The 24,661-nt window shown below is 64.9% G+C and carries 21 protein-coding genes and 1 riboswitch; of the genes, 13 read left to right on the top strand and 8 right to left on the bottom strand.

Going from position 1 to position 24,661, the window contains the following annotated elements:
* Window positions 1–11: 11 nt before the first annotated feature.
* A riboswitch (TPP riboswitch) is annotated at window positions 12–111 on the bottom strand.
* A gap of 100 nt (window positions 112–211) precedes the next feature.
* The 8 genes from mutS to phoB all read left to right on the top strand — a co-directional run bounded on the left by mutS (window position 212) and on the right by phoB (window position 10,218).
* On the top strand, window positions 212–2,842 hold the full coding sequence (gene mutS, locus L1965_RS06390) for a DNA mismatch repair protein MutS (RefSeq protein ID WP_235755564.1): 2,631 nt from the start codon (window positions 212–214) through the stop codon (window positions 2,840–2,842).
* On the top strand, window positions 2,839–3,939 hold the full coding sequence (aroC, locus tag L1965_RS06385) for a chorismate synthase (RefSeq protein ID WP_235755563.1): 1,101 nt from the start codon (window positions 2,839–2,841) through the stop codon (window positions 3,937–3,939). The genes mutS and aroC overlap by 4 nt, the downstream gene beginning before the upstream one ends.
* A 232-nt stretch (window positions 3,940–4,171) precedes the next feature.
* Window positions 4,172–5,221 (top strand): PstS family phosphate ABC transporter substrate-binding protein, encoded by a 1,050-nt coding sequence (locus tag L1965_RS06380; protein ID WP_235755562.1) that lies wholly within the window; start codon window positions 4,172–4,174, stop codon window positions 5,219–5,221.
* 59 nt (window positions 5,222–5,280) lie between these two features.
* Window positions 5,281–6,657, top strand: coding sequence for a phosphate ABC transporter permease subunit PstC (gene pstC / locus L1965_RS06375; RefSeq protein ID WP_235755561.1), 1,377 nt, complete (start codon window positions 5,281–5,283; stop codon window positions 6,655–6,657).
* Window positions 6,658–6,670: 13 nt separating this feature from the next.
* The gene (gene pstA / locus L1965_RS06370) at window positions 6,671–7,963 is read left to right on the top strand and encodes a phosphate ABC transporter permease PstA (RefSeq protein WP_235755560.1); all 1,293 of its coding nucleotides are present in this window, start codon (window positions 6,671–6,673) and stop codon (window positions 7,961–7,963) included.
* A gap of 19 nt (window positions 7,964–7,982) precedes the next feature.
* Window positions 7,983–8,780 carry a phosphate ABC transporter ATP-binding protein PstB gene (pstB, locus tag L1965_RS06365; protein ID WP_235755559.1) on the top strand — a complete coding sequence of 266 codons (798 nt, stop codon included), beginning with the start codon at window positions 7,983–7,985 and terminating at the stop codon, window positions 8,778–8,780.
* 20 nt (window positions 8,781–8,800) lie between these two features.
* Complete coding sequence (gene phoU / locus L1965_RS06360) at window positions 8,801–9,523, top strand: phosphate signaling complex protein PhoU (RefSeq protein WP_235755558.1); 723 nt, start codon at window positions 8,801–8,803, stop codon at window positions 9,521–9,523.
* Window positions 9,524–9,528: 5 nt separating this feature from the next.
* Complete coding sequence (gene phoB / locus L1965_RS06355) at window positions 9,529–10,218, top strand: phosphate regulon transcriptional regulator PhoB (protein WP_235755557.1); 690 nt, start codon at window positions 9,529–9,531, stop codon at window positions 10,216–10,218.
* A gap of 16 nt (window positions 10,219–10,234) precedes the next feature.
* On the opposite strand, the gene L1965_RS06350 is transcribed toward phoB, so the two are convergent.
* From L1965_RS06350 to L1965_RS06315, 8 genes are all read right to left on the bottom strand, one after another.
* A complete protein-coding gene (locus L1965_RS06350) occupies window positions 10,235–11,113 on the bottom strand; it encodes a ribokinase (RefSeq protein ID WP_235755556.1) in 879 nt (292 codons plus the stop codon).
* A 111-nt stretch (window positions 11,114–11,224) separates the two neighbouring features.
* Window positions 11,225–12,010, bottom strand: coding sequence for a cytochrome c1 (locus L1965_RS16110; protein ID WP_439332061.1), 786 nt, complete (start codon window positions 12,008–12,010; stop codon window positions 11,225–11,227).
* Between the two features lie 528 nt (window positions 12,011–12,538).
* The gene (gene petB / locus L1965_RS06340) at window positions 12,539–13,861 is read right to left on the bottom strand and encodes a cytochrome b (protein WP_235755555.1); all 1,323 of its coding nucleotides are present in this window, start codon (window positions 13,859–13,861) and stop codon (window positions 12,539–12,541) included.
* Between the two features lie 14 nt (window positions 13,862–13,875).
* Window positions 13,876–14,439, bottom strand: a complete 564-nt coding sequence (gene petA, locus L1965_RS06335) for a ubiquinol-cytochrome c reductase iron-sulfur subunit (RefSeq protein WP_235755554.1) — start codon at window positions 14,437–14,439, stop codon at window positions 13,876–13,878.
* Between the two features lie 272 nt (window positions 14,440–14,711).
* Window positions 14,712–15,494, bottom strand: coding sequence for a RadC family protein (gene radC / locus L1965_RS06330; protein WP_235755553.1), 783 nt, complete (start codon window positions 15,492–15,494; stop codon window positions 14,712–14,714).
* Window positions 15,495–15,551: 57 nt separating this feature from the next.
* Complete coding sequence (dnaJ, locus tag L1965_RS06325) at window positions 15,552–16,721, bottom strand: molecular chaperone DnaJ (RefSeq protein ID WP_235755552.1); 1,170 nt, start codon at window positions 16,719–16,721, stop codon at window positions 15,552–15,554.
* A gap of 77 nt (window positions 16,722–16,798) precedes the next feature.
* A complete protein-coding gene (gene dnaK, locus L1965_RS06320) occupies window positions 16,799–18,715 on the bottom strand; it encodes a molecular chaperone DnaK (RefSeq protein ID WP_235755551.1) in 1,917 nt (638 codons plus the stop codon).
* A gap of 213 nt (window positions 18,716–18,928) precedes the next feature.
* Complete coding sequence (locus L1965_RS06315) at window positions 18,929–19,750, bottom strand: ABC transporter permease (protein ID WP_235755550.1); 822 nt, start codon at window positions 19,748–19,750, stop codon at window positions 18,929–18,931.
* A gap of 170 nt (window positions 19,751–19,920) precedes the next feature.
* On the opposite strand from L1965_RS06315, the gene cysQ reads away from it, so the two are divergent.
* The 5 genes from cysQ to L1965_RS06290 all read left to right on the top strand — a co-directional run bounded on the left by cysQ (window position 19,921) and on the right by L1965_RS06290 (window position 24,648).
* The gene (gene cysQ, locus L1965_RS06310; protein ID WP_235755549.1) at window positions 19,921–20,718 is read left to right on the top strand and encodes a 3'(2'),5'-bisphosphate nucleotidase CysQ; all 798 of its coding nucleotides are present in this window, start codon (window positions 19,921–19,923) and stop codon (window positions 20,716–20,718) included.
* A 1-nt stretch (window position 20,719) separates the two neighbouring features.
* A complete protein-coding gene (locus L1965_RS06305) occupies window positions 20,720–21,520 on the top strand; it encodes a 3-deoxy-manno-octulosonate cytidylyltransferase (protein WP_235755548.1) in 801 nt (266 codons plus the stop codon).
* A 190-nt stretch (window positions 21,521–21,710) separates the two neighbouring features.
* Window positions 21,711–22,607: a UTP--glucose-1-phosphate uridylyltransferase gene (locus L1965_RS06300; RefSeq protein ID WP_235755547.1), complete on the top strand. Its 897-nt coding sequence runs from the start codon at window positions 21,711–21,713 to the stop codon at window positions 22,605–22,607.
* Window positions 22,608–22,610: 3 nt separating this feature from the next.
* Window positions 22,611–23,597, top strand: coding sequence for a UDP-glucose 4-epimerase GalE (gene galE / locus L1965_RS06295; protein ID WP_235755546.1), 987 nt, complete (start codon window positions 22,611–22,613; stop codon window positions 23,595–23,597).
* A gap of 1 nt (window position 23,598) precedes the next feature.
* Window positions 23,599–24,648, top strand: a complete 1,050-nt coding sequence (locus L1965_RS06290) for a glycosyltransferase family 2 protein (RefSeq protein ID WP_235755545.1) — start codon at window positions 23,599–23,601, stop codon at window positions 24,646–24,648.
* Window positions 24,649–24,661: the final 13 nt, after the last annotated feature.

Here is a 24,661-nt window from a genome sequence, read left to right as displayed (position 1 = left end):
GGTTACGAAAGAAAGGACAGCGTCACCTTCCCTCCGCCGGTGTGAGCCGGATCAGGTTCAACGGGTCCGCTTGCGCGTCTCAGCCCTGGCAGGGCCCCCCGAGGTACTTCCGGAACATAGTGCGGATCCTGCGCGCCGCAAGGTGAAAGCGTGGTTTCCAAGCCCCGCGCCGACAGCTAGAAACGCCGGCGAGGGCAGCCGAAGGACCACGATGAACGATCAGCCCACCCCTATGATGGCGCAGTATCTGGCGATCCGGGAGGCCAATCCGGGTGCGCTGCTGTTCTATCGCATGGGCGATTTCTACGAGATGTTCTTCGAGGACGCCGTGCAGGCCGCCGCCGCCCTCGACATCGCGCTGACGAAACGCGGCACCCATGCGGGCCAGCCGATCCCGATGTGCGGCGTGCCGGTCCATGCGGCGGAATCCTATCTGCTGGCGCTGATCCGCAAGGGGTTTCGCGTCGCCATCGCCGAGCAGATGGAAGACCCGGCCGAGGCGAAGAAACGTGGCTCGAAATCGGTGGTCGCGCGTGACGTGGTGCGCCTTGTCACGCCCGGCACATTGACCGAGGAATCGCTGCTCGAGGCGCGCCGCAACAACTTTCTTGCCGCCTTTGCGACCGTGCGCGACGAAGGCGCGCTGGCGTGGGTCGACATCTCGACCGGCGCGTTTCAGGTGATGGACTGCCCGTTGTTGCGCCTTGCGCCGGAACTGGCGCGCCTCGCGCCACGCGAATTGCTGGCTGTCGAGGGTGCGGCGCTGGACGATCTGATCGCGGATACGGGCGCGGCGCTGACCAGCCTGCATCCCGGCGCATTCGACAGCGCGACGGGCGCGCGCCGGCTTTGCGACCTTTACGGTGTCGAGACCCTTGACGGTTTTGGCGGCTTCGGTCGCGCCGAACTGTCCGCGATGGGCGCGATCGTCGACTATCTTCAGATGACCCAGAAGGGCAAACGGCCGCTGATGCGGCCTCCGGTTCGCGAAAGGGTCGGCGGCGCGATGCAGATCGACGCCGCCACCCGCCGCAACCTCGAGATCACGCAGGCGCTGTCGGGCGGGCGCGAAGGATCGCTGATCGCGGCCATCGACCGGACCGTGACGGCGGCCGGGGCGCGCCTGCTGGAGCGCCGGATCAGCGCGCCGTCGCGCGACCTGTCGCTGATTCATGCGCGGCAGGATGCGGTGGCGTCGCTGGTCGACGACGCGCGTCTGGCGGCGGATCTGCGCGCGGCGCTGGCCCGCGTGCCCGACATGGACCGCGCCCTGTCGCGTCTTGCGCTGGACCGCGGCGGGCCGCGCGATCTGGCCGCGATGCGCGCCGGACTGACCCAGGGTGCCGCGATCGCAGCGCGCCTTGCCGATGAAAGCCCGGCGCTGCTGCGTGACGCGGCAGGCGATCTGACCGGCCATGACGCCCTGATCGATCTTCTGGATGATGCGCTGGTGGCCGAGCCGCCCTTGCTGGTGCGCGATGGCGGCTTCGTCGCCCCCGGTCATGACGAGGACCTGGACCAGACCCGCCGGCTGCGCGACGAAGGCCGTGGCGTGATCGCCTCGATGCAGGCCGACTATGCCGCGAAGGCCGGCGTCGGCAGCCTGAAGATCAAGCACAACAACGTCTTGGGCTATTTCATCGAGACCACCGCGGCGCATGCGCAACGGATGCTGGCGCCGCCGCTGTCGGACCTGTTCATCCATCGCCAGACCACCGCCAACCAGATCCGCTTCACCACGGTCGAACTGTCGGAACTGGAAACTCGCATTCTGAACGCCCGCGACCGGGCGCTTGAAATCGAGCGGGGGATCTTTGACCGCCTCAGGGCGGCCGTCCTGGACCGGGCCGCCCTGATCGGGCAGGCCGCCCGCGGCTTGGCCGAGATCGATCTGGCCACCGCTTTCGCCGACATCGCGACCGGCGAGGGGTGGTCCCGCCCGCGCGTGGACGACAGCCGCGCCTTTGTCATCGAAGCCGGGCGGCACCCGGTCGTCGAGCGCGCGTTGAAGCGGAAATCCGAAAGCTTCGTCGCCAATGATTGCGACCTGACATCCGGGAGCACCCCGGCGATCTGGCTGCTGACGGGGCCGAACATGGCCGGGAAGTCGACCTTCCTGCGCCAGAACGCGCTGATCGCGCTGCTGGCGCAGGCGGGGGCCTTCGTGCCCGCTCGGGCCGCCCATATCGGCATGGTCAGCCAGCTTTTTTCCCGCGTCGGTGCGGCTGATGACCTGGCGCGCGGCCGGTCCACCTTCATGGTCGAAATGGTCGAAACGGCCGCCATCCTCAACCAGGCCGACGACCACGCGCTGGTGATCCTGGATGAGATCGGGCGTGGCACGGCGACCTGGGACGGGCTGTCCATCGCATGGGCCGTCATGGAGCATCTGCACGCGGTCAATCGCTGCCGCGCCCTGTTTGCCACCCATTACCACGAGATGACGGCACTGAGCGCCCGGCTGGACGGGGTCGAGAATGCCACCGTGGCCGTGCGGGAATGGGAGGGCGACGTGATCTTCCTGCACGAGGTGCGCAAGGGCGCGGCCGATCGCAGCTATGGTGTCCAGGTCGCGCGACTGGCCGGCTTGCCCGGTTCGGTCGTGGATCGCGCGCGCGAGGTCCTGGACGCTCTGGAAAGCGGCGAACGCGAAGGCGCAGCCCGACCTGCCGCGCTGATCGACGACCTGCCGTTGTTCCGCGCGGTCCATTCCGCGCCCGTGAAGCCGGCGGATAGCAGGCTGGATGCCCGGATCAGGGACATCCATCCGGACCGCCTGACGCCGCGCGAGGCGCTGGACCTGATCTACGAACTCAAAGCCCTGACCGGAGAGACCGCATGAGCTTCAATACCTTCGGCCGCGAATTCCGGTTCACCACCTGGGGCGAAAGCCATGGCCCTGCGCTTGGCGCGACGGTCGACGGCGTGCCGCCCGGCGTCCCGCTGGACGAGGGCGGTATCCAGCAATTCCTGGACCGCCGACGCCCCGGCACGTCGAAGCACACGACGCAGCGCAAGGAAGCCGACCAGGTTCGTATCCTTTCGGGGGTCTTCGAAGGCCGCAGCACGGGAACGCCCATCCAGCTGATGATCGAGAACACCGACCAGCGCAGCAAGGATTACGGAGAGATCGCGACCAGTTTCCGGCCGGGCCATGCCGATATCAGCTATCACCTGAAATACGGGCTGCGCGATTATCGAGGCGGCGGACGCTCATCGGCGCGCGAGACCGCGGCTCGGGTCGCGGCCGGGGGCGTCGCGCAGGCGGTGCTGGCCCATCTTGTGCCGGAACTCAAGATCATCGGCTACATGGTGCAGATGGGCGAAATGCGCCTGAACCGCGCGAGATTCGACACGCGCGCCATCCCGGACAACCCGTTCTTTCTGCCTGATGCCTCGGCTGTCGCCGCCTGGAGCGATTATCTGGACGCGATCCGCAAGGACCAGAACAGCGTCGGCGCGGCAATCGAAGTGCTGATCGAGGGTTGCCCGCCCGGCCTGGGCGCGCCGGTCTATGCCAAGCTGGACACCGATCTGGCCGCTGCGATGATGTCGATCAACGCCGTGAAGGGTGTCGAGATCGGCGAGGGCATGGCTGCGGCCGGGCTGACCGGTACTGACAATGCCGACGAGATCCGGATGGGCAATGACGGGCCGATGTTCCTGTCGAACCACGCGGGTGGCGTTCTTGGAGGCATTTCCAGCGGACAGGACATCGTGGTGCGATTCGCGGTCAAGCCGACCAGTTCGATCACCACGCCGCGCCGGACCATCAATCAGCACGGCGAGGAAATCGAACTGATCACCAAGGGCAGGCATGATCCTTGCGTCGGTATCCGCGCGGTGCCGGTGGCCGAGGCCATGGCGGCCTGTGTGATCCTTGACCATCTGCTGATGGACCGTGCCCAGACAGGAGGGGTCCGGGGGCGGATAGGCTGACCGGATCTGCCGGAAAGCTGCGTTCGCGGCTGTCACAAACGACCGCCTTGAACCTGCAGATTGTGTCGCCGCAAGGCCGCACAACCTTGAGTTTCCAAGCGGTTTGGCCTGCAATGGCTGCGCGCGGGGGCTGTCACGAGAACGTCACATAGTTTTCGCATTAACGTCACCTGCGGGGAATAGGCAGCGGGCAGCCCCAAGATCAGGGTGCAGAATGACTCAGGAGAGATCCATGACCACCATCAAGTTCACCGTCTCGGCGCTTGCCGTGATTGCCGCCTCGGCCACCGCCGCTTCGGCCCGCGATCAGATCCGCATCGTCGGCTCTTCGACCGTGTTCCCCTATACTCAGGCGGTCGCCGAAGAATTTTCCAATCAGACCGGCGCGTCCGCACCGATCGTGGAATCGACCGGCACCGGCGGCGGCATGCAGATCTTCTGTGGCGGAATCGGAGAAGGCCATCCCGACCTGACTGGCGCCTCGCGCGCCATGAAGAAATCGGAATTCGATCTGTGTGCCGGAAACGGCGTGACCGATATCAGCGAGGCCATGATCGGTTACGATGGCCTTGCGATTGCCGTCAGCCGCGCAAACGAGTCGGACTGGGATCTGACGCTGGGTCAGGTCTTCCTGGCGCTGGCCGCCGAGGTTCCGCAGGACGGCGCGATGGTGCCGAACCCCTACACGAAATGGTCCGAAATCGACGGCTCGCTGCCGGACACCGAGATCGTTGTTCTGGGTCCGCCCCCGACCTCGGGCACCCGCGACGCGTTCGTCGAACTGGCCATGCATGCCGGATGCGAATCGCTCGAGGAAGTCGAGAAGATCGCCGAGGATTCCGGAAACGACGATTGGGTGAACGAAAACTGCTCGCGCATGCGGACCGATGGCCCGTTCATCGAAGCCGGCGAGAACGACAACCTGATCGTTCAGCGCCTGAACAGCGATCCGAATGCATTGGGCATCTTCGGCTACTCGTTCCTCTACGAGAACACCGACACGCTGAAGGGCGTCAAGCTGAACGGTGTCGAAGTCGCCATGGAAACCATTGCGTCGGGTGACTATCCGCTGTCGCGCCCGCTGTTCTTCTACGTCAAGAACGCCCATCGTGGCGTGATCCCGAACCTCCAGGAATTCGTCGAGGAATACATGTCGGAAAACGCGCTCGGCCCCCGCGGCTATCTTGCCGAGCGTGGCCTTGTCGCACTGCCCGATGAAGAGCGCGCGAAGCTGCAGGAATCCGTGACGACCGGTTCGGTCAAGCTTGAAGTGACCGAGTAACAACGCCTCCGCTCCGCCCGGACTGGTCCGGGCGGAGCCTCTCTTCCCACGAGGTCGGCATGACGGGAATAGCCTTTGCGATGCTGCTGACGGCAGCGCTTGCTGGTTACATGATGAACAGGCGGGCCGCACTGGCCCTTCGCGACGGCGGGCAACGTCTGCACTCTCTTGGAATGTTCCACGGGATGTATGCCGCGCTTGCGGTTCTGGTGCCGGCGATCATCGTGACGCTGCTATGGCTTGCGTTGCAAAGTTCGGTGATCGACGCCATCATCATGTCGGGCCTGCCGGACGGGGCGACCGAGAACGTCGACACGGGCATGGTCCAACTGATCAAGAGCGAAATCCATTCGATCGCGCGGGGTCGCGTCTTCGGAACCCCGGAACCCTGGAAGATCGAGGCCGCCGAGCGCCTGAATGCGTTGCAGGCGATGGCCGGCTGGCTGTTGCTGGCGGTGGTCGCACTGATAAGCGCGGCAGCGCTTTTCGTGACGCGACGCAGCGTGGCCTCGGAATTCCGTGCCCGTCAGGCGGTCGAGAGGATCATCTATGGCCTGCTGATCGCCTGTTCGCTGTTCGCCATCTTCGTGACCGTCGGCATCGTGCTGTCACTGGTCTTCGAATCGATCCGGTTCTTCCAGATGGTGCCGATTACCGAATTCCTGTTCGGCACAAGCTGGGAACCGCAGATCCCGATCCGGGCCGACCAGATCGCTGCCGAAGGCGCGTTTGGCTGGATCCCGGTTCTGCTGGGCACGCTGGTCATCACCTTTGTCGCGATCACCATCTCTGTTCCCGTCGGGCTGATGTCCGCGATCTACCTGAACGAATTCGCCAGCCCGGGCTTTCGCGGCATCGCGAAGCCGCTGCTGGAGATCCTGGCCGGCATTCCGACGGTGGTGTACGGGTTCTTCGCCATCCTGACCGTGGCGCCGGCGATCCGCGCCTGGGGGGCTGCGCTGGGCATTCCGGTGGCACCGAATACCGCGCTTGCCGCCGGTGGTGTCATGGCCATCATGCTGATCCCCTTCATCTCGTCCTTCGCCGACGACGCGCTGTCGGCGGTCCCGCGCAGTCTGCGCGATGGCAGCATGGCGCTGGGCGCCACGCGGTCCGAGACGGTGCTGAAAGTGCTGTTTCCCGCCGCCATCCCGGGCATCGTGGGCGGCGTGCTTCTGGCCATCAGCCGGGCGATCGGCGAGACGATGATCGTGGTCATGGCCGCCGGGCTGATCGCCAAGATGACCATCAATCCGCTGGACAGCGTGACCACCGTGACCGTCCAGATCGTGACGCTGCTGATCGGCGACACTGCCTTCGACAGCCCCAAGACGCTGGCCGCCTTTGCGCTGGGTCTGATGCTGTTCATCGTGACCCTGATGATCAACATCGTCGCCCTGCGCGTCGTGCGCAAATATCGTGAACTCTATGACTGAGGCTCGACGCGACATGACCGAACAGACCACCGGCTCTCCGACGCGGAACCACGACTGGAACTCGGAACAGTTTCGCAAGAACCTCGCCCGCCGCCGCCGCGGCGAGATTGTCCTGCGTGGCTTTGGCCTGGCTGCGATCGGTCTTGCCTTCCTGATGCTGGCGATCCTTCTGTGGACGCTGATCTCGGGTGGCGCGCAGGCGTTTCGCCAGACGCATGTCGCGATCGAGGTGCCGATCTCGGCCGAACTCGTCGATCCGGCCAACCCGGCCGACGGGAACTATCGCACGGTCATGCGCGATGCCATGCAGACGACCTTCCCGGATGCCGACCCGTCCGAACTGCGCGCGCTGGCCGGCATCCTGTCGAATGCCGCGCAGTTTGTCGTGCGCGACAGGGTCGTGGACGATCCGTCGCTGATCGGTCAGACAGTCCGGATCAATGTTCCGACCTCGGACCCTTACGACCAACTGAACAAGGGCAATGTCGATATCGATTCGGACGAGGCGCTGCGACGCCTTGACGACACCGACATCGCGGCCTTCAAGCAGCTGCAAGACGAGGGGCGCATCACCCTGCCGATCAACTGGGCGCTGCTGACCAACGCCGATTCGCGCTTTCCCGAACTGGCCGGCCTGAAGGGCGCGATCATCGGGTCGGCCTATGCGCTGCTGGTGTGCTTCCTGATCTCGTTCCCGCTGGGGATCGGGGCGGCGATCTATCTTGAGGAATTCGCCCCGAAGAACAAGCTCAGCGACGTGATTGAGGTCAACATCAACAATCTGGCGGCCGTGCCTTCGGTCGTGTTCGGCCTGCTTGCGCTGGCGGTGTTCCTGGGCTGGTTCGGGATGCCGCGATCGGCGCCGTTCGTCGGCGGCCTGACGCTGTCGCTGATGACGCTGCCGACGATCATCATCGCGACCCGCGCGGCGCTGAAGGCCGTGCCACCGTCGATCCGCGAGGCTGCGCTGGGGGTTGGCGCGTCGAAGCAGCAGGTGGTGTTCGGCCACGTCCTTCCGCTGGCCATGCCCGGCATCCTGACCGGGACGATCATCGGTCTGGCGCAGGCCTTGGGGGAAACCGCGCCGTTGCTGCTGATCGGCATGAACGCTTTTGTGACGGCAGCGCCCTCGTCGCCCTTCGATGCCGCGACCGCGCTGCCGACGCAGATCTTCATCTGGGCAGACAGCCCCGAACGGGGCTTTGTGGCCCGCACATCGGCGGCTATCCTGGTGTTGCTGGGGTTCCTCGTGATGATGAACGCAATCGCCATCTACCTGCGCAGCCGCTTCGAGCGCCGCTGGTGAGGGCCGAAAGGAGGCCAGGATGTACGATATGAATCGAGTGGAGAATGCCGTGGGCCAGGACGAAATCAAGATATCGGCAAGAAATGTGCAGGTCTGGTACGGCGAAACGCACGCCATCAAGGATGTCGATGTGGATATCCTCGACAAGACCGTCACCGCCTTCATCGGCCCGTCGGGCTGCGGGAAATCGACTTTTCTGCGCTGCATAAACCGGATGAACGACAGCATTCCCTCGGCACGTATCGAAGGCGAGATCCGGCTGGACGGCGAGGATATCTATGACCGCAGCATCGATCCGGTCCAGCTGCGCGCGCGCGTCGGCATGGTGTTCCAGAAGCCGAACCCGTTTCCGAAGTCGATCTATGACAACGTCTCGTACGGCCCGCGCATTCACGGCCTTGCCCGAAACCGCGCCGAACTGGACGAGATCGTCGAACGATCGCTGCGTGACGCGGCCCTGTGGAACGAGGTGAAGGATCGCCTGCAAGAGCCCGGCACCGGGCTTTCGGGCGGCCAGCAACAGCGTCTGTGCATCGCCCGCGCCATCGCGACCTCGCCTGAAATGCTGCTGATGGACGAGCCGTGCAGCGCGCTGGACCCGATCGCGACTGGCCAGGTCGAGGAACTGATCGACCACCTGCGGCAGGACTTTTCGGTCGTGATCGTCACCCATTCGATGCAGCAGGCCGCGCGCGTCAGCCAGAAGACCGCCTTCTTCCACCTGGGCAGCCTCGTGGAATACGGTGAAACCGACGAGATCTTCACGAAACCGCAAGATCCAAGGACCGAGTCCTATATCTCGGGCCGGATCGGCTGACGGGCAGGGAGCCAGGCAAGATGAACCGCGACAAACACATATCCTCGGCGTTCGACCGCGATCTGGAAACCATCCAGGCTCAGGTGGTGAAGATGGGCGGCATGGTCGAAGCGTCGATCACGGACGCGGCGACCGCGCTGGAAAACCGCGACGAAGAGCTGGCCGAACAGGTCCGCCGTCGCGACAAGGCCATCGACGCGATGGAAGTCCGGATCAACGAGGATGCGGCGAGGCTGATCGCCCTGCGTGCCCCGACCGCGACCGATCTGCGGATGGTGCTGGCGGTCATCAAGATCGGGGCATCGCTGGAACGGGTCGGGGACTATGCCAAGAACATGGCCAAGCGCACCGCGGTCCTGTCTCATCTTCCCGCCATCGAAGGATCGGGCATCGCCCTGCGCCGGATGAGCGTGGCGGTCAGCAAGATGCTTCAGGACGCGCTGGACAGCTATATCCGCCGCGATGCGGAACTGGCCGAGGATGTCCGCCAGCGCGATCTTGAGGTGGACCAGATGTACAACGCGCTGTTCCGCGAGTTCCTGACCCACATGATGGAGGACCCGCGCAATATCACCGCCTGCATGCATCTGCATTTTCTTGCCAAGAATACCGAACGCATGGGCGATCACGCCACGGCCATCGCCGAGCAGGTGATCTACCTGGTGACCGGCGAGATGCCGGATGACGCGCGGCCCAAGGGCAATTCGGTCCCCGCCGATACAGCGGAAATCACGGAAGGGTAAGCCCGATGTCCCGTCAAAGCCCCTGCGTGCTGGTCGTCGAGGACGAAGGCGCGCAGCGCGAGGTGTTGCAGTACAACCTCGAATCGGAAGGGTTCGAGGTGGTCGTCGCCGACAACGGAGAGGACGCGCTGCTGCTGGTTCAGGAAGAACAGCCCGATCTGATGGTGCTGGACTGGATGCTGCCCAAGGTCAGCGGGATCGAGGTCTGCCGTCAGGTCAAGGCCGATCCGGCGACGCGCGGCATCCCGATCATCATGCTGTCGGCGCGCGGAGAGGAATCCGACCGTGTGCGCGGTCTGGAAACCGGTGCCGACGATTACGTCGTCAAGCCCTACTCCGTGGTCGAGCTGATGGCCCGGCTGCGCACGCAGTTGCGCCGGACGCGCCCTGCCAGCATGGGAGAGCGGCTCAGCTATGCCGACATCATCCTCGATGCCGCCGAGCATCGCGTCTTTCGCGCCGGTCAGCCGCTGCATCTTGGCCCGACCGAGTTCCGTCTGCTGTCGACCCTGATGGAAAAGCCGGGCCGCGTATGGACGCGCGAACAGTTGCTGGACCGGGTCTGGGGCCGTGACATCTATGTCGACACCCGCACGATCGACGTGCATGTCGGCAGGCTGCGCAAGGCGCTGATGCAGAATGGCGGCGAAAACCCGGTCCGCACGGTGCGCGGGACCGGTTACGCGCTGGGCTGACTCCGCCCGGCGGCTGTCAGGCGTCCTGCGACCGGATGAAGTCCAGCACCTCCTCCAGCGTCGGGATCGCGTCGCTTGCGCCTGGCCGGGTTACCTTCAGTGCGGCAGCCGCGGCTGCCAGGCGAAGCGCGTCTGCGACAGTGTCTCCCCGGTCCAGCGCGGCTGCGAAATAACCCGCGAAGGTATCGCCCGCCGCGGTCGTATCGACGGGCGCCACCCGAAAAGCCGGCTGGCGATGCGTGACCCCGCGCCGCAGATCGCGATATTCGGCCCCCTCGGCGCCACGCGTGATCAGCAATCCCTCGACCGGCAGTTCTCCAGACAGCGCGGCGAACAGCTGTTCGGCCTCACCCGCATTCATGGCCAGAACCGAGACATGCGGCAGCACGTCGCGGACCGCGTCGATATCGAACGGCGCGGCGGAGTAGATCACCCGCGCACCGGTTGCGCGTGCGATGCGTGCGGCCTCGATCTGGCAACCGGTTTCATTCTGGATCAGCAGCGTGTCCTGGGCCTTGATCCGCTTCAGGGCGCCGCGAAGGTCCTCTGCCGAAATCGCGCGGTTTGCCCCGGGATGGATGACGATGGCGTTTTCCGCGTCTCGGTCCACCAGGATGACCGCATGGCCGGTGACCTCGCCCGGCAGGCGCTGGATATCGGCGGGGCACACGCCTGCCGCGCGCAACCGATCCACCACCCATTCATCATCGCGGCCTATCGCGCCCAGGTGATGGGTCATCGCGCCCGCCTGCGCCGCCGCCACGGACTGGTTGGCGCCCTTGCCGCCCAGTCCGACGGAATAGGCCTGCGAAGGAACCGTCTCTCCGGGCTGGGGCAGGTGGACCAGCCGGTAGACGTGGTCGATATTGATCGAGCCCAGATTCCAGATCGCCATGAGCGTCCCCTTGCTTCCCGGCCCAATCTGACCGCCCGGGACAAGGCTTGTCCAGTAACGAAGAACGCGCCCCGAAAAGGGGCGCGTTCAGGGTGTCCGGGCGTGTCGGGATCAGTGTTCCCGTTTCTTGCCCTTGTGGGGCGCCCAAAGCCGCTTGTTGGTCAGGTACAGCAGCGCGGTCAGCACGATCAGGAACAGAACCGACACGAAACCGACCATCTTGCGGTCCATCATCTTCGGTTCGGCGGTCCACATCAGGAAGGCCGACACGTCACGGGCCATCTGGTCAACCGTGGCGGGGGTGCCGTCCTCGTAGGTCACCAGATCCTCGTACAGCGGCGGTGCCATCGAGATGTAGCCCGATGAGAAGGCGGTGTTCTCATAGAACAGCGAACCCGCCTGCTCCATTTCCTCGCCGGTATAGCCGGTCAGCAGGGCGTGGATGTATTCCGGGCCCCCGCCGCCCCTGAGCAGCTGGTTGATGCCGGTGCCGTAGGGTCCGTGGAACCCGGCGCGGGCCTTTGCCATCAACGAGAGGTCGGGCCCCATGCCCTCGCCGCTGACCGCCGGGAAGTGGTCGGTCGGCAGGCGCGGACGGTCTTCGCCGGTTTCCTGGTCGGTGATCTCGATCATCGAGGCGGCATAGGCACGAACCTGATCCTCGGGCAGCCCCGGCCCGCCTTCGTCATGCAGGGTACGGATCGGGACGAACTTCATGCCGTGGCAGGCCGAGCACACCTCGGTATAGACTTGCAAACCGCGCTGAAGCTGGAACTGGTCATACTTGCCAAACGGTCCCTCGAAGCTGAACGCGATGTCTTCGATATGGACAGTGGCGTGATCGCCGGCACCATGATCTTCCTCGGCATGGTCGTCACCCGCGTCGGCCGTTTCGATGCCGTCCCGGGCGGCCGCGACTTCTGCGTCCACGACTTCTGCGTCCACGACTTCAGCTTCCGCGGCTTCCGCGTCCGTTGCTTCAGCTTCGGTGGCTTCAGCGTCCGTGGTTTCAGCGTCAACGGGCTCTTGCCCGTCTTCGGCTTCGGCCGTCTGACCGTCGGCCGACTCATCGTCGGCACCGGCTTCAGCGTCCGCTGCGGCTTCCTGTTCGGCGCCCGTGTCCTCGGCGGCGCTGTCGTCCTGTGGTGATTCTGCCTCGGCTTCGGCCTGATCGGCCGACTGTTCCTGGGCAGGTTCTGCCGTGACGTCCTCGGCGGCCGCGTCGCCCGCCGCCGGTTCGACCGTCTCGTCCGGTGTTGCGACGAAGGTCGTGCCTTGATCGGGCGCGACCTGGGCCTCGCCCGGCTGCTCCATCGGCACCGTCGTGGTCGAGCCCTCCTGCGCCAGCGCAAAGCCGGTCGCGGACAGGGTCAGGGCCGCAACAGCCGTGAGCGTCTTGGTTCTCAGGGTCATTGATGGCTCTCCTTACTCGGCCATGCGCGTTGGCGCGTCGTAATGCGCGAGGTAGTCTTCCTCGATCGTCGCAGGCATCGGGTCGGGCTTCTCGATCACCCCCAGCAGCGGCAGGATCACCAGGAAATAGGCGAACCAGTAGGCCGAGCCGGCCAGCGCGATATAGGGATAGATCCCCTCGGCAGGCATGGCCCCCGCCCACATCAGGACGACGAAATCCACGCAAAGCAGCCCGAACCACCACTTGAACTGCGGACGATAGCGGCCCGAGCGCACGCGGCTGGTGTCAAGCCACGGCACCAGCGCCATGACCAGGATCGCGCCGAACATCGCGATCACGCCGAAGAACTTGGCGTCGATGATCCCGAAGGACAGGAAGCTGACCAGCTGGACCAGCCACACCTCGCTGTCGAACGCGCGCAGGATCGCGTAGAAGGGCAGGAAATACCATTCCGGCACGATATGGGCGGGCGTCACCAGCGGGTTCGCCTCGATATAGTTGTCGGCATGGCCCAGATAGTTGGGCATGAAGCCCACGATCGCGAAGAAGACGATCAGGACCACGCCAAGGGCGAAGAGGTCCTTCATCACGAAATAGGGCCAGAACGGCAGGGTGTCCTTCTGGGCTTCTTGCTTGCTGGTCCTGCGGACCTCGACGCCGGTCGGGTTGTTGTTGCCGGTCGTGTGGAAGGCCCAGATATGAACCACCACCAACGCCGCGATGATGAACGGCAGAAGGTAATGCAGCGAGAAGAAGCGGTTCAGTGTGGCGTTGTCCACGGCCGGCCCGCCCAGAAGCCAGGTCTGGATCGACGGCCCGATGCCGGGGATCGCGCCGAACAGGCCGGTGATGACCGTGGCGCCCCAGAAGGACATCTGCCCCCAGGGCAGCACGTAGCCCATGAAGGCGGTGCCCATCATGCACAGATAGATCAGCATGCCGATGATCCATGTGACTTCGCGCGGGGCCTTGTAGCTGCCGTAGTACAGGCCCCGGAAGATGTGCAGATAGACGGCGACAAAGAACAGCGACGCGCCGTTGGCATGCAGGTAGCGCAGCATGTAGCCACCGTTCACGTTGCGCGTGATGTGTTCGACGCTGGCGAATGCCAGATCGACATGCGGCGTGTAGTGCATCGCCAGCACGATCCCGGTGATGATCTGCAGGACCAGGCAGAATGCCAGGACAACGCCCCAGATCCACATCCAGTTGAGGTTCTTGGGGGTTGGAATCATCAACGTGTCGTAAAGGATGCCGGCCACCGGAAGGCGGCGGTGCAGCCAGCGCTCGAAGCCCGATTTGGGCTCGTAATGGTCGTGCGGAATACCGGCCATGTGCGAAGCCCTCCTCAGCCCAGCTTGATGGTGGTGTCGTCGAGGAACTCGGCGACGGGAATATGCAGGTTCTGGGGCGCCGGGCCCCTGCGGATGCGTCCGGCGGTGTCGTAGTGCGAGCCGTGGCACGGACAGAACCAGCCGCCGAAATCGCCGGCCCCGTCGCCGATCGGCACGCAGCCCAGATGGGTGCAGACGCCGATCTGGACCAGCCATTCGCCGGCCTCGTCCAGGGTGCGGTTCTCGTCCGTTGCCGGTTCCACGCCGCCCAGATTGGGGTTCTGTGCCGACGGGTCGATCAGATCGTTGAGGTCGACTGCGCGACCCTCGTCGATCTCGGCCTGGGTCCGGCGGCGGATGAACACGGGCTTGCCCAGCCATTTGACGGTCAACTGGGTTCCGGTCTCGATGCCGCCGACATCGACCTGGATCGACGACAGCGCCTGAACATCAGCGGACGGGTTCATCTGGTTCACAAGCGTCCAGGCGGCGGCACCGGCGGCCACCGTCCCTGCGCCCGCAGTGGCAAAGTAGAGGAAATCCCTCCGAGTGCCTACGTGATCATCTGCGTGGGACACGGGTCATTCTCCAATTCGGGCCGGCGGACCGGCCGATACGAAAATCCGGGCCGCGTCTGATCGCAGCCTTCGCGAGGGCGGTTCTAACGGTCAATTCCCTGTCAGTCCAGCCGATAACCCTGTGCGAACCAGCGCATAATGCCGCATCTGTTGGATTTTTGTCGCGCTGCCCGGCCACGGACGTGGCCGGGACGGTTGCGGGGAGCCTTCTTGCCCGGTCCTGCCTGATGCCGGTCCCGGGACGATGACCGGGCGGGGCAGGCAATGCGCGCTCAGAGCAGCCCTTCCGAGCGGAAGCTGAGCTCGCGGCACTTGCCGATGATCAGATGGTCGTGGATGGTGATTCCCATGCTGTCGGCGGCCTGCGCGATCCGTGCGGTCATGGCGATGTCCTGGTCGGATGGGGTCGGATCGCCCGACGGGTGGTTGTGGACCAGAATCAGCGCCGAGGCGTTCAGTTCGAGGGCGCGTCTGATGATTTCGCGAGGATAGACGGGAACGTGGTCGACCGTGCCCCGTCCCTGTTCCTCGTCGGCGATCAGGACATTCTTGCGATCCAGATAGAGGACGCGAAACTGTTCGATCTCGCGATGCGCCATCGCCATGTGGCAATAATCCAGCAGCGCGTCCCAGCTTGACAGCACCGGACGATGCATGACGCGGGCGCGCGATAGGCGCTGAGCGGCGGCCTCGATGATCTTCAACTCGGCAACGACGGCCGGACCGACGCCCTCGACTTCGGTCAGCCGGGCGGGGTTTGCGGACAGGACGCGGTTGAAATCCCCGAAGAGATCGATCAGGCGCCGGGCCAGCGGCTTGACATCCTGACGGGGAATGGCCCGGAAAAGCACCAGCTCCAGCAGTTCGTAATCCGGCATGGCCGCCGCGCCACCCTGCATGAAACGTTCGCGCAGTCGGGCGCGGTGGTCGGCCAGATAGGATGGCGTCGCCTGCTTGCCGGCTGGTCGCGCCATCGCGACCGGCATCGCCACGTCATCGGGCGCGGGACTGAACAGGGGTAGCGGCATTTCGCCGAAGGCGCGATTCGGGTCCATGAAGCCAACATGGCCCGGCAGTCGTGAAAAACCGGTTAACGCGACCGGATGACCGCGCTAGCGGGTCATGTCGTCCCAGAAGCCCTTGACCTTGCGGAAAAAGCTGTCGGATTGCGGGCTGTTGTCAGCCTTCACCGCCTCGAATTCCCGCAGCAGTTCCTTTTGTCTTGCGGTCAGGTTGACTGGCGTTTCGACGACAAGCTCGATCAGCATGTCGCCGGCCTCGCCATTCGCGCCCGCGCCATGGCGCAGTGGCGGCATGCCCTTGCCGCGCAGCCGCATCTGGCGTCCCGACTGGCTGCCTGCGGGCACCTTCACCCGTGCCCGCCCACCGTCGATCGTCGGGACCTCGACCTCGCCCCCCAGCGCGGCGCTGGCCATGCTGACGGGCACCTGGCAGGCCAGCATCTTGCCGTCGCGCAGGAAGATATCGTGTTCCTTGACCTCGATGAAGATGTAGAGATCGCCCGCTGGCCCGCCCCGCAGGCCAGCCTCGCCCTCGCCGGCAAGGCGGATGCGGGTGCCGGTCTCGACGCCTGCCGGAATGTTGACCGACAGGGCCCGCTCTTTTTCGACCCGGCCCGCGCCATGGCAGGCCTTGCACGGGTTCTTGACGATCTGGCCTGCGCCGCCACAGGTCGGGCAGCTGCGCTCGACCGTGAAAAACCCCTGCTGTGCGCGGACCTTGCCCATGCCGGCGCAGGTCGGGCAGTTGGCCGGTTGCGTCGCACCTTCGGCACCGGTGCCGCTGCATTCGCCGCAGGCGACCGAACCGGGAACCGAGATGGCCCTTTGCAGCCCGGCATAGGCTTCTTCCAGCGAGACCTGCAGGTTGTAGCGCAGGTCCTGACCGCGCTGCGCCCGTGACCGGCCGCCGCCAGGTCCGCCGCGGCGGCCCATCATGTCGCCGAACAGATCGTCGAACACATCGGCGAAGGCCGCGCCGAAATCGCCGGGATGGGCGCCGCGCGCGCCAAAGCCGCCGCCGCCCATGCCGCCATTCTCGAACGCGGCATGCCCGAAACGGTCATAGGCTGCCTTCTTCTGGTCGTCCTTCAGGCAGTCATACGCCTCGTTGACTTCCTTGAACCGCGCCTCGGCCTGATTGTCATCCTTGTTGCGATCAGGGTGAAGCTCTTTCGCCTTGCCGCGATAGGCTTTCTTGATCTCGTCCGTCGAGGCTCCGCGGGTGACGCCCAGAACCTCGTAGTAGCAACGCTTGGCCATGTCGTTTCCTGTTCAGTGCCCCAAGAAAGCGGCCGGCCCGCAAACTGCGGACCGGCCCAAGCGGGGAGCGGCCCGGATCAGCCGCGCTTCTTGTCGTCGCCGAGATCTTCGAAGTCGGCGTCCACGATGTCGTCATCCACATCGCGCGGCGAATCGGCGTCGTCGCCGGCGCTTGCCGCGCCATCCTGCTGCGTCTTGTAGATCGCTTCGCCCAGCTTCATCGAGGCGTCCATCACGTTCTGGATGCCCGACTTGATCTTGCCGGCGTCGTCCGACTTCACGGCCTCTTCCAGCGCGCCGATCGCCAGTTCGATGGCCTCGACGGTCGATTCGTCGACCTTGTCGCCATGTTCTTCAAGCGACTTGCGGGTCGTATGGATCAGGCTTTCGGACTGGTTCCGGGCTTCGACCAGTTCGCGCCGGCCCTTGTCGGCCTCGGCATTCTGTTCGGCGTCCTTCACCATGCGGTCGATATCCTCGTCCGACAGCCCGCCCGAGGCCTGGATGGTGATGTTCTGTTCCTTGCCGGTGCCCTTGTCCTTGGCACTGACCGACACGATGCCGTTCGCGTCGATGTCGAAGGTCACCTCGATCTGCGGCATGCCGCGCGGCGCGGGCGGAATGTCTTCGAGGTTGAACTGACCCAGCATCTTGTTGTCGGCCGCCATCTCGCGCTCGCCCTGGAAGACCCGGATCGTCACCGCGTTCTGGTTGTCCTCGGCGGTCGAGAAGATCTGGCTCTTCTTGGTCGGGATGGTGGTATTGCGGTCGATCAGGCGGGTGAACACGCCACCCAGCGTCTCGATCCCCAGGGACAGCGGCGTCACGTCCAGCAGCACCACGTCCTTGACATCGCCCTGCAGCACGCCGGCCTGAATCGCGGCCCCCAGCGCCACGACCTCGTCGGGGTTCACGCCCTTGTGCGGCTCCTTCCCGAAGAAGTCGGTGACCTCCGAGACCACCCTGGGCATGCGGGTCATGCCGCCGACCAGGACGATCTCGTCGATGTCGCTCTTGGACACGCCGGCATCCTTCAGCGCGTCCTGGACCGGCTTCATGGTGCGCTTGATCAGGTCACCGACCAGCGATTCCAGCTTGGCCCTGGTCAGCTTCATGACCATGTGCAGCGGGGTGCCGCTGTCCTTGTCCATGCTGATGAAGGGCTGGTTGATCTCGGTCTGGGACGAGCTGGACAGCTCGATCTTGGCCTTCTCGGCGGCCTCTTTCAGGCGCTGCAGGGCCATCTTGTCCTTGGTCAGATCGACGCCGTGTTCCTTCTTGAACTCGTCGGCAAGGTAGTTGACGATCCGCATGTCGAAGTCCTCGCCGCCAAGGAACGTGTCCCCGTTGGTCGATTTCACTTCGAACAGGCCGTCGTCGATCTCCAGAATGGTAATGTCGAATGTGCCACCGCCAAGGTCATAGACCGCGATGGTCTTGGTTTCCTTCTTGTCCAGGCCATAGGCCAGCGCGGCTGCGGTCGGCTCGTTGATGATCCGCAGAACCTCGAGGCCAGCGATCTTGCCTGCGTCCTTGGTGGCCTGACGCTGGGCGTCGTTGAAATAGGCCGGAACGGTGATGACGGCCTGCGTCACCTCTTCGCCAAGATAGGATTCGGCGGTCTCCTTCATCTTCTGAAGGATCATCGCGCTGACCTGCGCGGGGGAATATTTCTCGCCCTTCACCTCGACCCAGGCGTCGCCATTGCCGCCATCCACGATCGAGTAGGGAACCAGCTTCTTGTCTTTCTCGACCGCCTCGTCGCCGATCCGGCGACCGATCAGGCGCTTGACGGCGAAGACGGTGTTGGTGGGGTTGGTCACGGCCTGGCGTTTCGCCGACTGGCCGACCAGACGCTCGCCATCGGTGAAGCCGACGATCGAGGGCGTGGTGCGCGCGCCTTCGCTGTTCTCGATGACCTTCGGCTGGCTGCCATCCATGATGGCCACGCAGCTATTGGTGGTGCCAAGGTCGATGCCGATAACTTTGGACATGTGATTCTAACCTCTCTTGCGGCGATATCTTGGGCGTTGGGTCCGTTGTGGCCCCCGCCGCCCGATCCCAGTGATTGACGGCCTCCGGACATGCCCGGAGGCTTCGGGGCTGTATATAGGGATGGTTTTCGGACCCGCAAGCATCGGAGATATCCAATTTTCCCCGCCGGGTGTCCCACCCAGGCGATTGTGTGGGCAACCCGCAGCCCCGTGCTACTGGGCCGCGCCCCAGCTGATCGATTCGTATTTCCGGGTCGAGAAGTTGATCAGCAGCCCCGCCATCAGTGCGGCAAGCGAGAACCAGACGGCGTAGAGCGGATCGGTGTTGCGCGGGTCGTAATTGATGAACATGTAGCCGCGCGTCTGGTCGATGATGTGGAAAAGCGGATTCCACAGGAACCAGGGCAGCATGAAGCCGGGCAGCACGTTCGCGACGAACATCTTGCCCGAGGCGAACATGTTGATCCGCTGATAGACCGTGGTCAGGATCTGCGACGCCTTGGGCGCCCACGGCCGGATCCCAAGAAAGACCAGTCCCACGCATGCCCCCGAGAACCAGGCCTGCATGAACATGGCCAGGCAGCCGACCGGGTCCGCGATGCTCACGGGGTTGAGCAGCACATGATAAAGCCACAGGATCGCCAGGCAGCTGATCGTCTGCCGATACAGCACCGCCAGCGCCGACGCCGCGATCAGCACGGCTGCATTCAGCGGTTCGTGCTTGACCAGCCCGCCCGAGACCGAATGGCTGCTGGACACCGCGCCCACCGTCTTCACATGCGTCATGAACATGAAGATGCCCGACATGATATACATCATGAAGTCGCCGCGGATGGGTGACTGCCTGATGCCGATCACCAGATAAAGCAGCAGGAACGCGCCCATGAAGACGATCGTCTGCAGGATCGTCAGCAACAGGCCCACGATCGCGTTGCGATGGTCGGTGCGCAGGTTGTAGACCGTCTGATGATAGATCAGCGCCAGCGTGGTGCCGGCGGCCTGGATCAGGTTCTGGTTTCGGCGCTGGATGAACAAACTGGCAAGGTCCGTCTGATAGCAGGGTTGCGCGGGGCCCGCGATTATCGGGCTACGCCTTGAAATCCTGGCTGGTGCTTGCCCAAGCCGTTTGACGCGATCATAAGGGGGCGCGGCCGTCCAGACAATCGTGCGGGCCGCGCCGGGGCGCCCGAGGGAAGGAAAACTGCATGGAATTTGATCGACTGACCCACCACATGCGCCGCCTCGCGCTGCAGGCCGGTGCAAAGATCATGGAGATCTACGAGTCCGACGAGTTCGAGGTGCGTGCCAAGTCCGACGATTCACCGGTGACCGCGGCCGACGACGCGGCCGACGCGCTGATCTCGGCCGGTCTGCGCGAGGCGTTTCCCGATGTCACGCTGATCACCGAGGAACAGGCCGCGACACATGCCGAAAATGCGCAGACCTTCCTGATCGTCGACCCGCTGGACGGCACCAAGGAATTCCTCCAGCGGCGCGGCGATTTCACCGTCAATATCGCCTATGTCGAGAATGGCGTTCCCCTGCACGGCGTCGTCTATGCGCCTGCAAAGGGCCGGCTGTTCTATACCACCACCGATGGTCGTTCGGTCGAGGAGCGCGCACCCTTTGGCGACCAGCCGGGCGAGACGCTGCCGGTCGGGGTCAACCCGATGCCGGATAATCGCGGACTGATGGTGGTCGCCTCGAAATCGCATCGCGACGCGGCGACCGACGCCTATATCGCGCGTTACGGTGTGCGCGACATGACCAGCGCGGGATCGTCCCTGAAATTCTGCCTTGTGGCCACCGGCGAGGCCGATCTGTACCCCCGGCTTGGCCGGACGATGGAATGGGATACGGCCGCGGGTGACGCGGTTCTGCGCGGCGCCGGCGGAGAGGTGGTCCGTTTTGACGATCACACACCGCTTTGCTATGGCAAGCCCGGCTTCGAGAATCCGTTCTTCATCGCCTTCGCGCCGGGCGTCCTGCTGGTGAAGGACTGACATGTCGGCCCTCCTCATCATCCCGGCCCGGCATGCCTCGACCCGCTATCCGGGCAAGCCGCTGGTCGATCTGACGGGTGCGTCGGGCCAGCCGCGCACACTGATCCGCCGCAGCTGGGATGCCGCGATGGCCGTCCAGGGTGTCGATCGCGTTGTCGTGGCAACCGACGATGACCGCATCCGCCAACATGCCGAGGATTTCGGGGCCGAGGTCGTCATGACCGCGACGACCTGCCGCAACGGGACCGAGCGCTGCGCCGAGGCCGTGGCCAATCTTGGCGTCTCGCCCGAGATCGTGGTCAACCTGCAAGGCGATGCGCCGCTGACGCCCGCCTGGTTCGTCGAGGATCTGGTCGCCGGCCTGCGCGCCCATCCCGGCGCCGACGTGGCGACCCCGGTGCTGCGCTGTTCGGGCCGGATGCGCGACGATCTGATCGCGGATCGCATGGCGGGCCGCGTCGGGGGCACGACGGCGGTTTTCGGTCATGATCGTCAGGCATTGTATTTCTCCAAGGAAGTGATTCCCTTCGCGGCGGGAACCTTCGCCGCCCAGGCCGACAGCCCGGTCTTTCACCATGTCGGCGTCTATGCCTACCGGCCCGGCGCGTTGGTGGCCTATGCCGGCTGGGATGAGGGCAAGCTGGAAAAGCTGGAGGGGCTGGAACAGCTGCGATTCCTGGAACGCGGCAGCCGCATCCTGTGCGTCGAGGTCGAAGCCCGCGGGCGACAGTTCTGGGAACTGAACAATCCCGAGGACGTTGCGCGGATCGAGACGATGATGCGCGAGATGAAGATCGACTGAGACGGAGATGTCGGCCCGTGTCGATGCGCACCGGCCGCGCACACAAGCGGCAATTTTCCGTCGAAATGCAGCGAATGTCTTGGCGTGAAGCCGTCGGGACGCTTATCCTGCCGCTTGTGTCTGGGCGCGCTTCGCGCCGTATGTCGTGACGCCGCCACGGCGAGTGTGTTTGAACAGAGGGTGTCAGCCAATGAGTCGCAAGGTAACGAAAGCCATTTTCCCCGTGGCCGGTCTGGGAACGCGCTTTCTTCCCGCTACCAAGAGCATTCCCAAGGAAATCATGACTCTGGTTGACCGGCCCCTGATCCAGTACGCCATCGACGAGGCGCGTGCCGCCGGGATCAAGGAGTTCATCTTCGTGACCTCGCGCGGCAAGGGGGCGCTCGAAGACTATTTCGATCACGCGCACGAACTGGAATCCAGCCTCAAGAAATCCGGCAAGACGGAACTTCTGGACGTGCTGCGCGCCACGAACATGGAATCGGGCGCCATCGCCTATATCCGGCAGCACAAGGCGCTTGGCCTGGGCCACGCGGTCTGGTGCGCCCGCCGTCTGGTCAATGAGGACGAATCCTTCGCGGTGATTCTGACCGACGACGTGATCATGGGCGAGCCGCCTTGCCTGCAACAGATGATCGAAGCCTATCGCGAGACCGGCGGCAGCATGGTCGCCACCATGGAGGTCGCGCCCGAAAAGGCGCAATCCTATGGCGTTCTGGACGTCTCCGAGGACATGGGCGCCATCGTCAAGGTGCGCGGCATGGTCGAGAAACCGGCGCCTGGCACCGCGCCGTCGAATCTGGCGGTCATCGGACGCTATATCCTGGCGCCCACCGTCATGCAGAATCTGAACAAGCTGAAGGCCGGTTCGGGCGGTGAAATCCAGCTGACCGACGCGATCGCGGACGAGATCGCGGCCGGGCGCGGCGTGTATGGGCTGCGGTTCCGGGGACAGCGCTTCGACTGCGGCTCGAAGGCAGGCTTCCTGCAGGCCACGGTGGCATTCGGGCTCGAGCGCGACGAGTTGAAGGAAGAGTTTGCGGAGTATCTGCACGAGACGATGGCGATGCGCAGGGCGGCAGAATAGCGCATGTCCGAAACGGTTCTGGTGACAGGTGGCGCCGGCTATATCGGGTCGCATGCCTGCAAGGCGCTGGCGCGTGCGGGCTATGTGCCGGTGACGCTGGACAACCTGTCCACCGGGTGGCGCGACGCGGTCCGGTTCGGGCCCTTCGTGCAGGCCGACCTTCTGGACCGGGCCGCGCTGGACGCGGCATTCGCCGAACACCGGCCTGTCGCAGTGCTGCATTTCGCGGCGTTGAGCCAGGTCGGCGAGGCGATGGTCGAGCCGGGGAAATACTGGCGAAACAACGTCACCGGCTCGTTGACCCTGATCGAGGCGGCGGTGGCGGCGGGGTGTCTGAACGTCGTGTTCAGCTCGACCTGCGCCACCTATGGTGACCGGGACGGCGAGGTTCTGGACGAAGAAACGCCGCAGGCCCCACTGAACGCCTATGGCGCAAGCAAGCGTGCCATCGAGGACATGCTGGTGAATTTCGACGCCGCCCACGGGTTGCGGCATGTGATCTTTCGCTATTTCAACGTCGCGGGCGCGGACCCTGACGCCGAGGTCGGCGAATTCCACCGTCCCGAGACGCATCTGGTCCCGCTGATCCTGGATGCGGTGGACGGCAAACGCCCGGCGCTGACCGTCCATGGCAACGATTATCCGACGCCGGACGGCACCTGTATCCGCGACTATGTCCATGTCATGGACCTCGTCGATGCCCATCTCGCCGGGCTGGAATGGCTGCGGGCGGGCAAGGGCAGCCGGGTCTTCTGTCTGGGCACGGGCGACGGTTTTTCGGTTCGCGAGGTGGTCGATGCAACGCGCCACGTCACGAACCGCCCGGTTCCGGTCCAGGACGGTCCACGGCGCGGCGGCGACGCCGTCAAGCTGGTCTGCGGCAGCCAGCGCGCCCGCGACCAGCTGGGCTGGCGGCCGGATCGCTCGACCATGAGGCAGATGATCGGTGACGCCTGGCGCTGGCACCAGAACGGCAATTACGAGGGTTAGCATGGCACCGGGCCGACTGCGCCGGGCATGGTCGGCCTATCGCCTGCGCTGGAAGCGACGGGGACTGATCTGGCGGGCGATCCGGCGCGGAAGGCGCCTGACGCCGCTGTCGGACCAGACGGCCGCGATCCGGCGCGGCGACGTGCTGCTGTTTGCCACGCAGCGCAACGAAGTCGCGCGGCTGCCAGAATTCCTGGCCCATTACCGCGCTCTGGGCGTGGCGCATTTCCTGATCGTCGACAATGACAGCGACGATGGTTCGACCGCTCTGCTGCGCGAACAGCCGGACGTTTCGCTGTGGCGCATCACCGACAGCTATCGCGGCAGCCGCTTTGGCATGGACTGGCTGGGGGCGTTGCTGTTCCGGCACGGGCACGGGCACTGGTGCCTGACGGTCGATGTTGATGAGCTGCTGGTCTATCCGGATTGTGATCGCAGCAATCTGCGGACCTTGACCGACCACCTTCAGCGCCGCGGGCTGGCGGGCATGGGCGCGCTGATGCTGGACCTCTATCCGCAGGGCCCGCTGAACCGCGCGGACGCGCCCCCGGGCGCGGCTCTGACGGACCGTCTGCCGTTTTTCGATGCTGGCCCGTATCGCTGTCAGGTGCAGTTGCCGAAACGCAACCGCTGGGTCCAGGGCGGCGCGCGCGAGCGGGTATTCTTCGCCGATCGCCCGCACCGGTCACCGACGCTGAACAAGCTGCCTCTGATTCGTTGGCGCCGCCATTATGCCTATGTCAATTCGACCCATTCGATGCTGCCGCCGGGGCTGAACGATCTTTATGACGGGCCGGGCGATCCGCGTCTGTCGGGGGTGCTTCTGCACGGCAAGTTCCTGCCGCAGATTGTCCCCAGGTCACGCGAGGAACTGCAGCGCCGCCAGCACTTCGCCAACCCCGATCTCTATGTCGGCTATCATCGCGCCCTGGCGGCGGCGCCCGTGCTGTGGCAGCCCGCCTCGCTTCGGTATCAGGGCCCTGCACAGCTGGTCGGGCTTGGGCTGATGGGGTCGGGCGAGTGGTTGGGCCACAACGCAGCCGATGCGTGAAATCCCTTGCCAA

The organism is Paracoccus salsus, from assembly GCF_021556615.1.
Lineage (GTDB): Bacteria > Pseudomonadota > Alphaproteobacteria > Rhodobacterales > Rhodobacteraceae > Paracoccus > Paracoccus salsus.
This window is presented reverse-complemented; position numbering and strand designations above follow the sequence as displayed.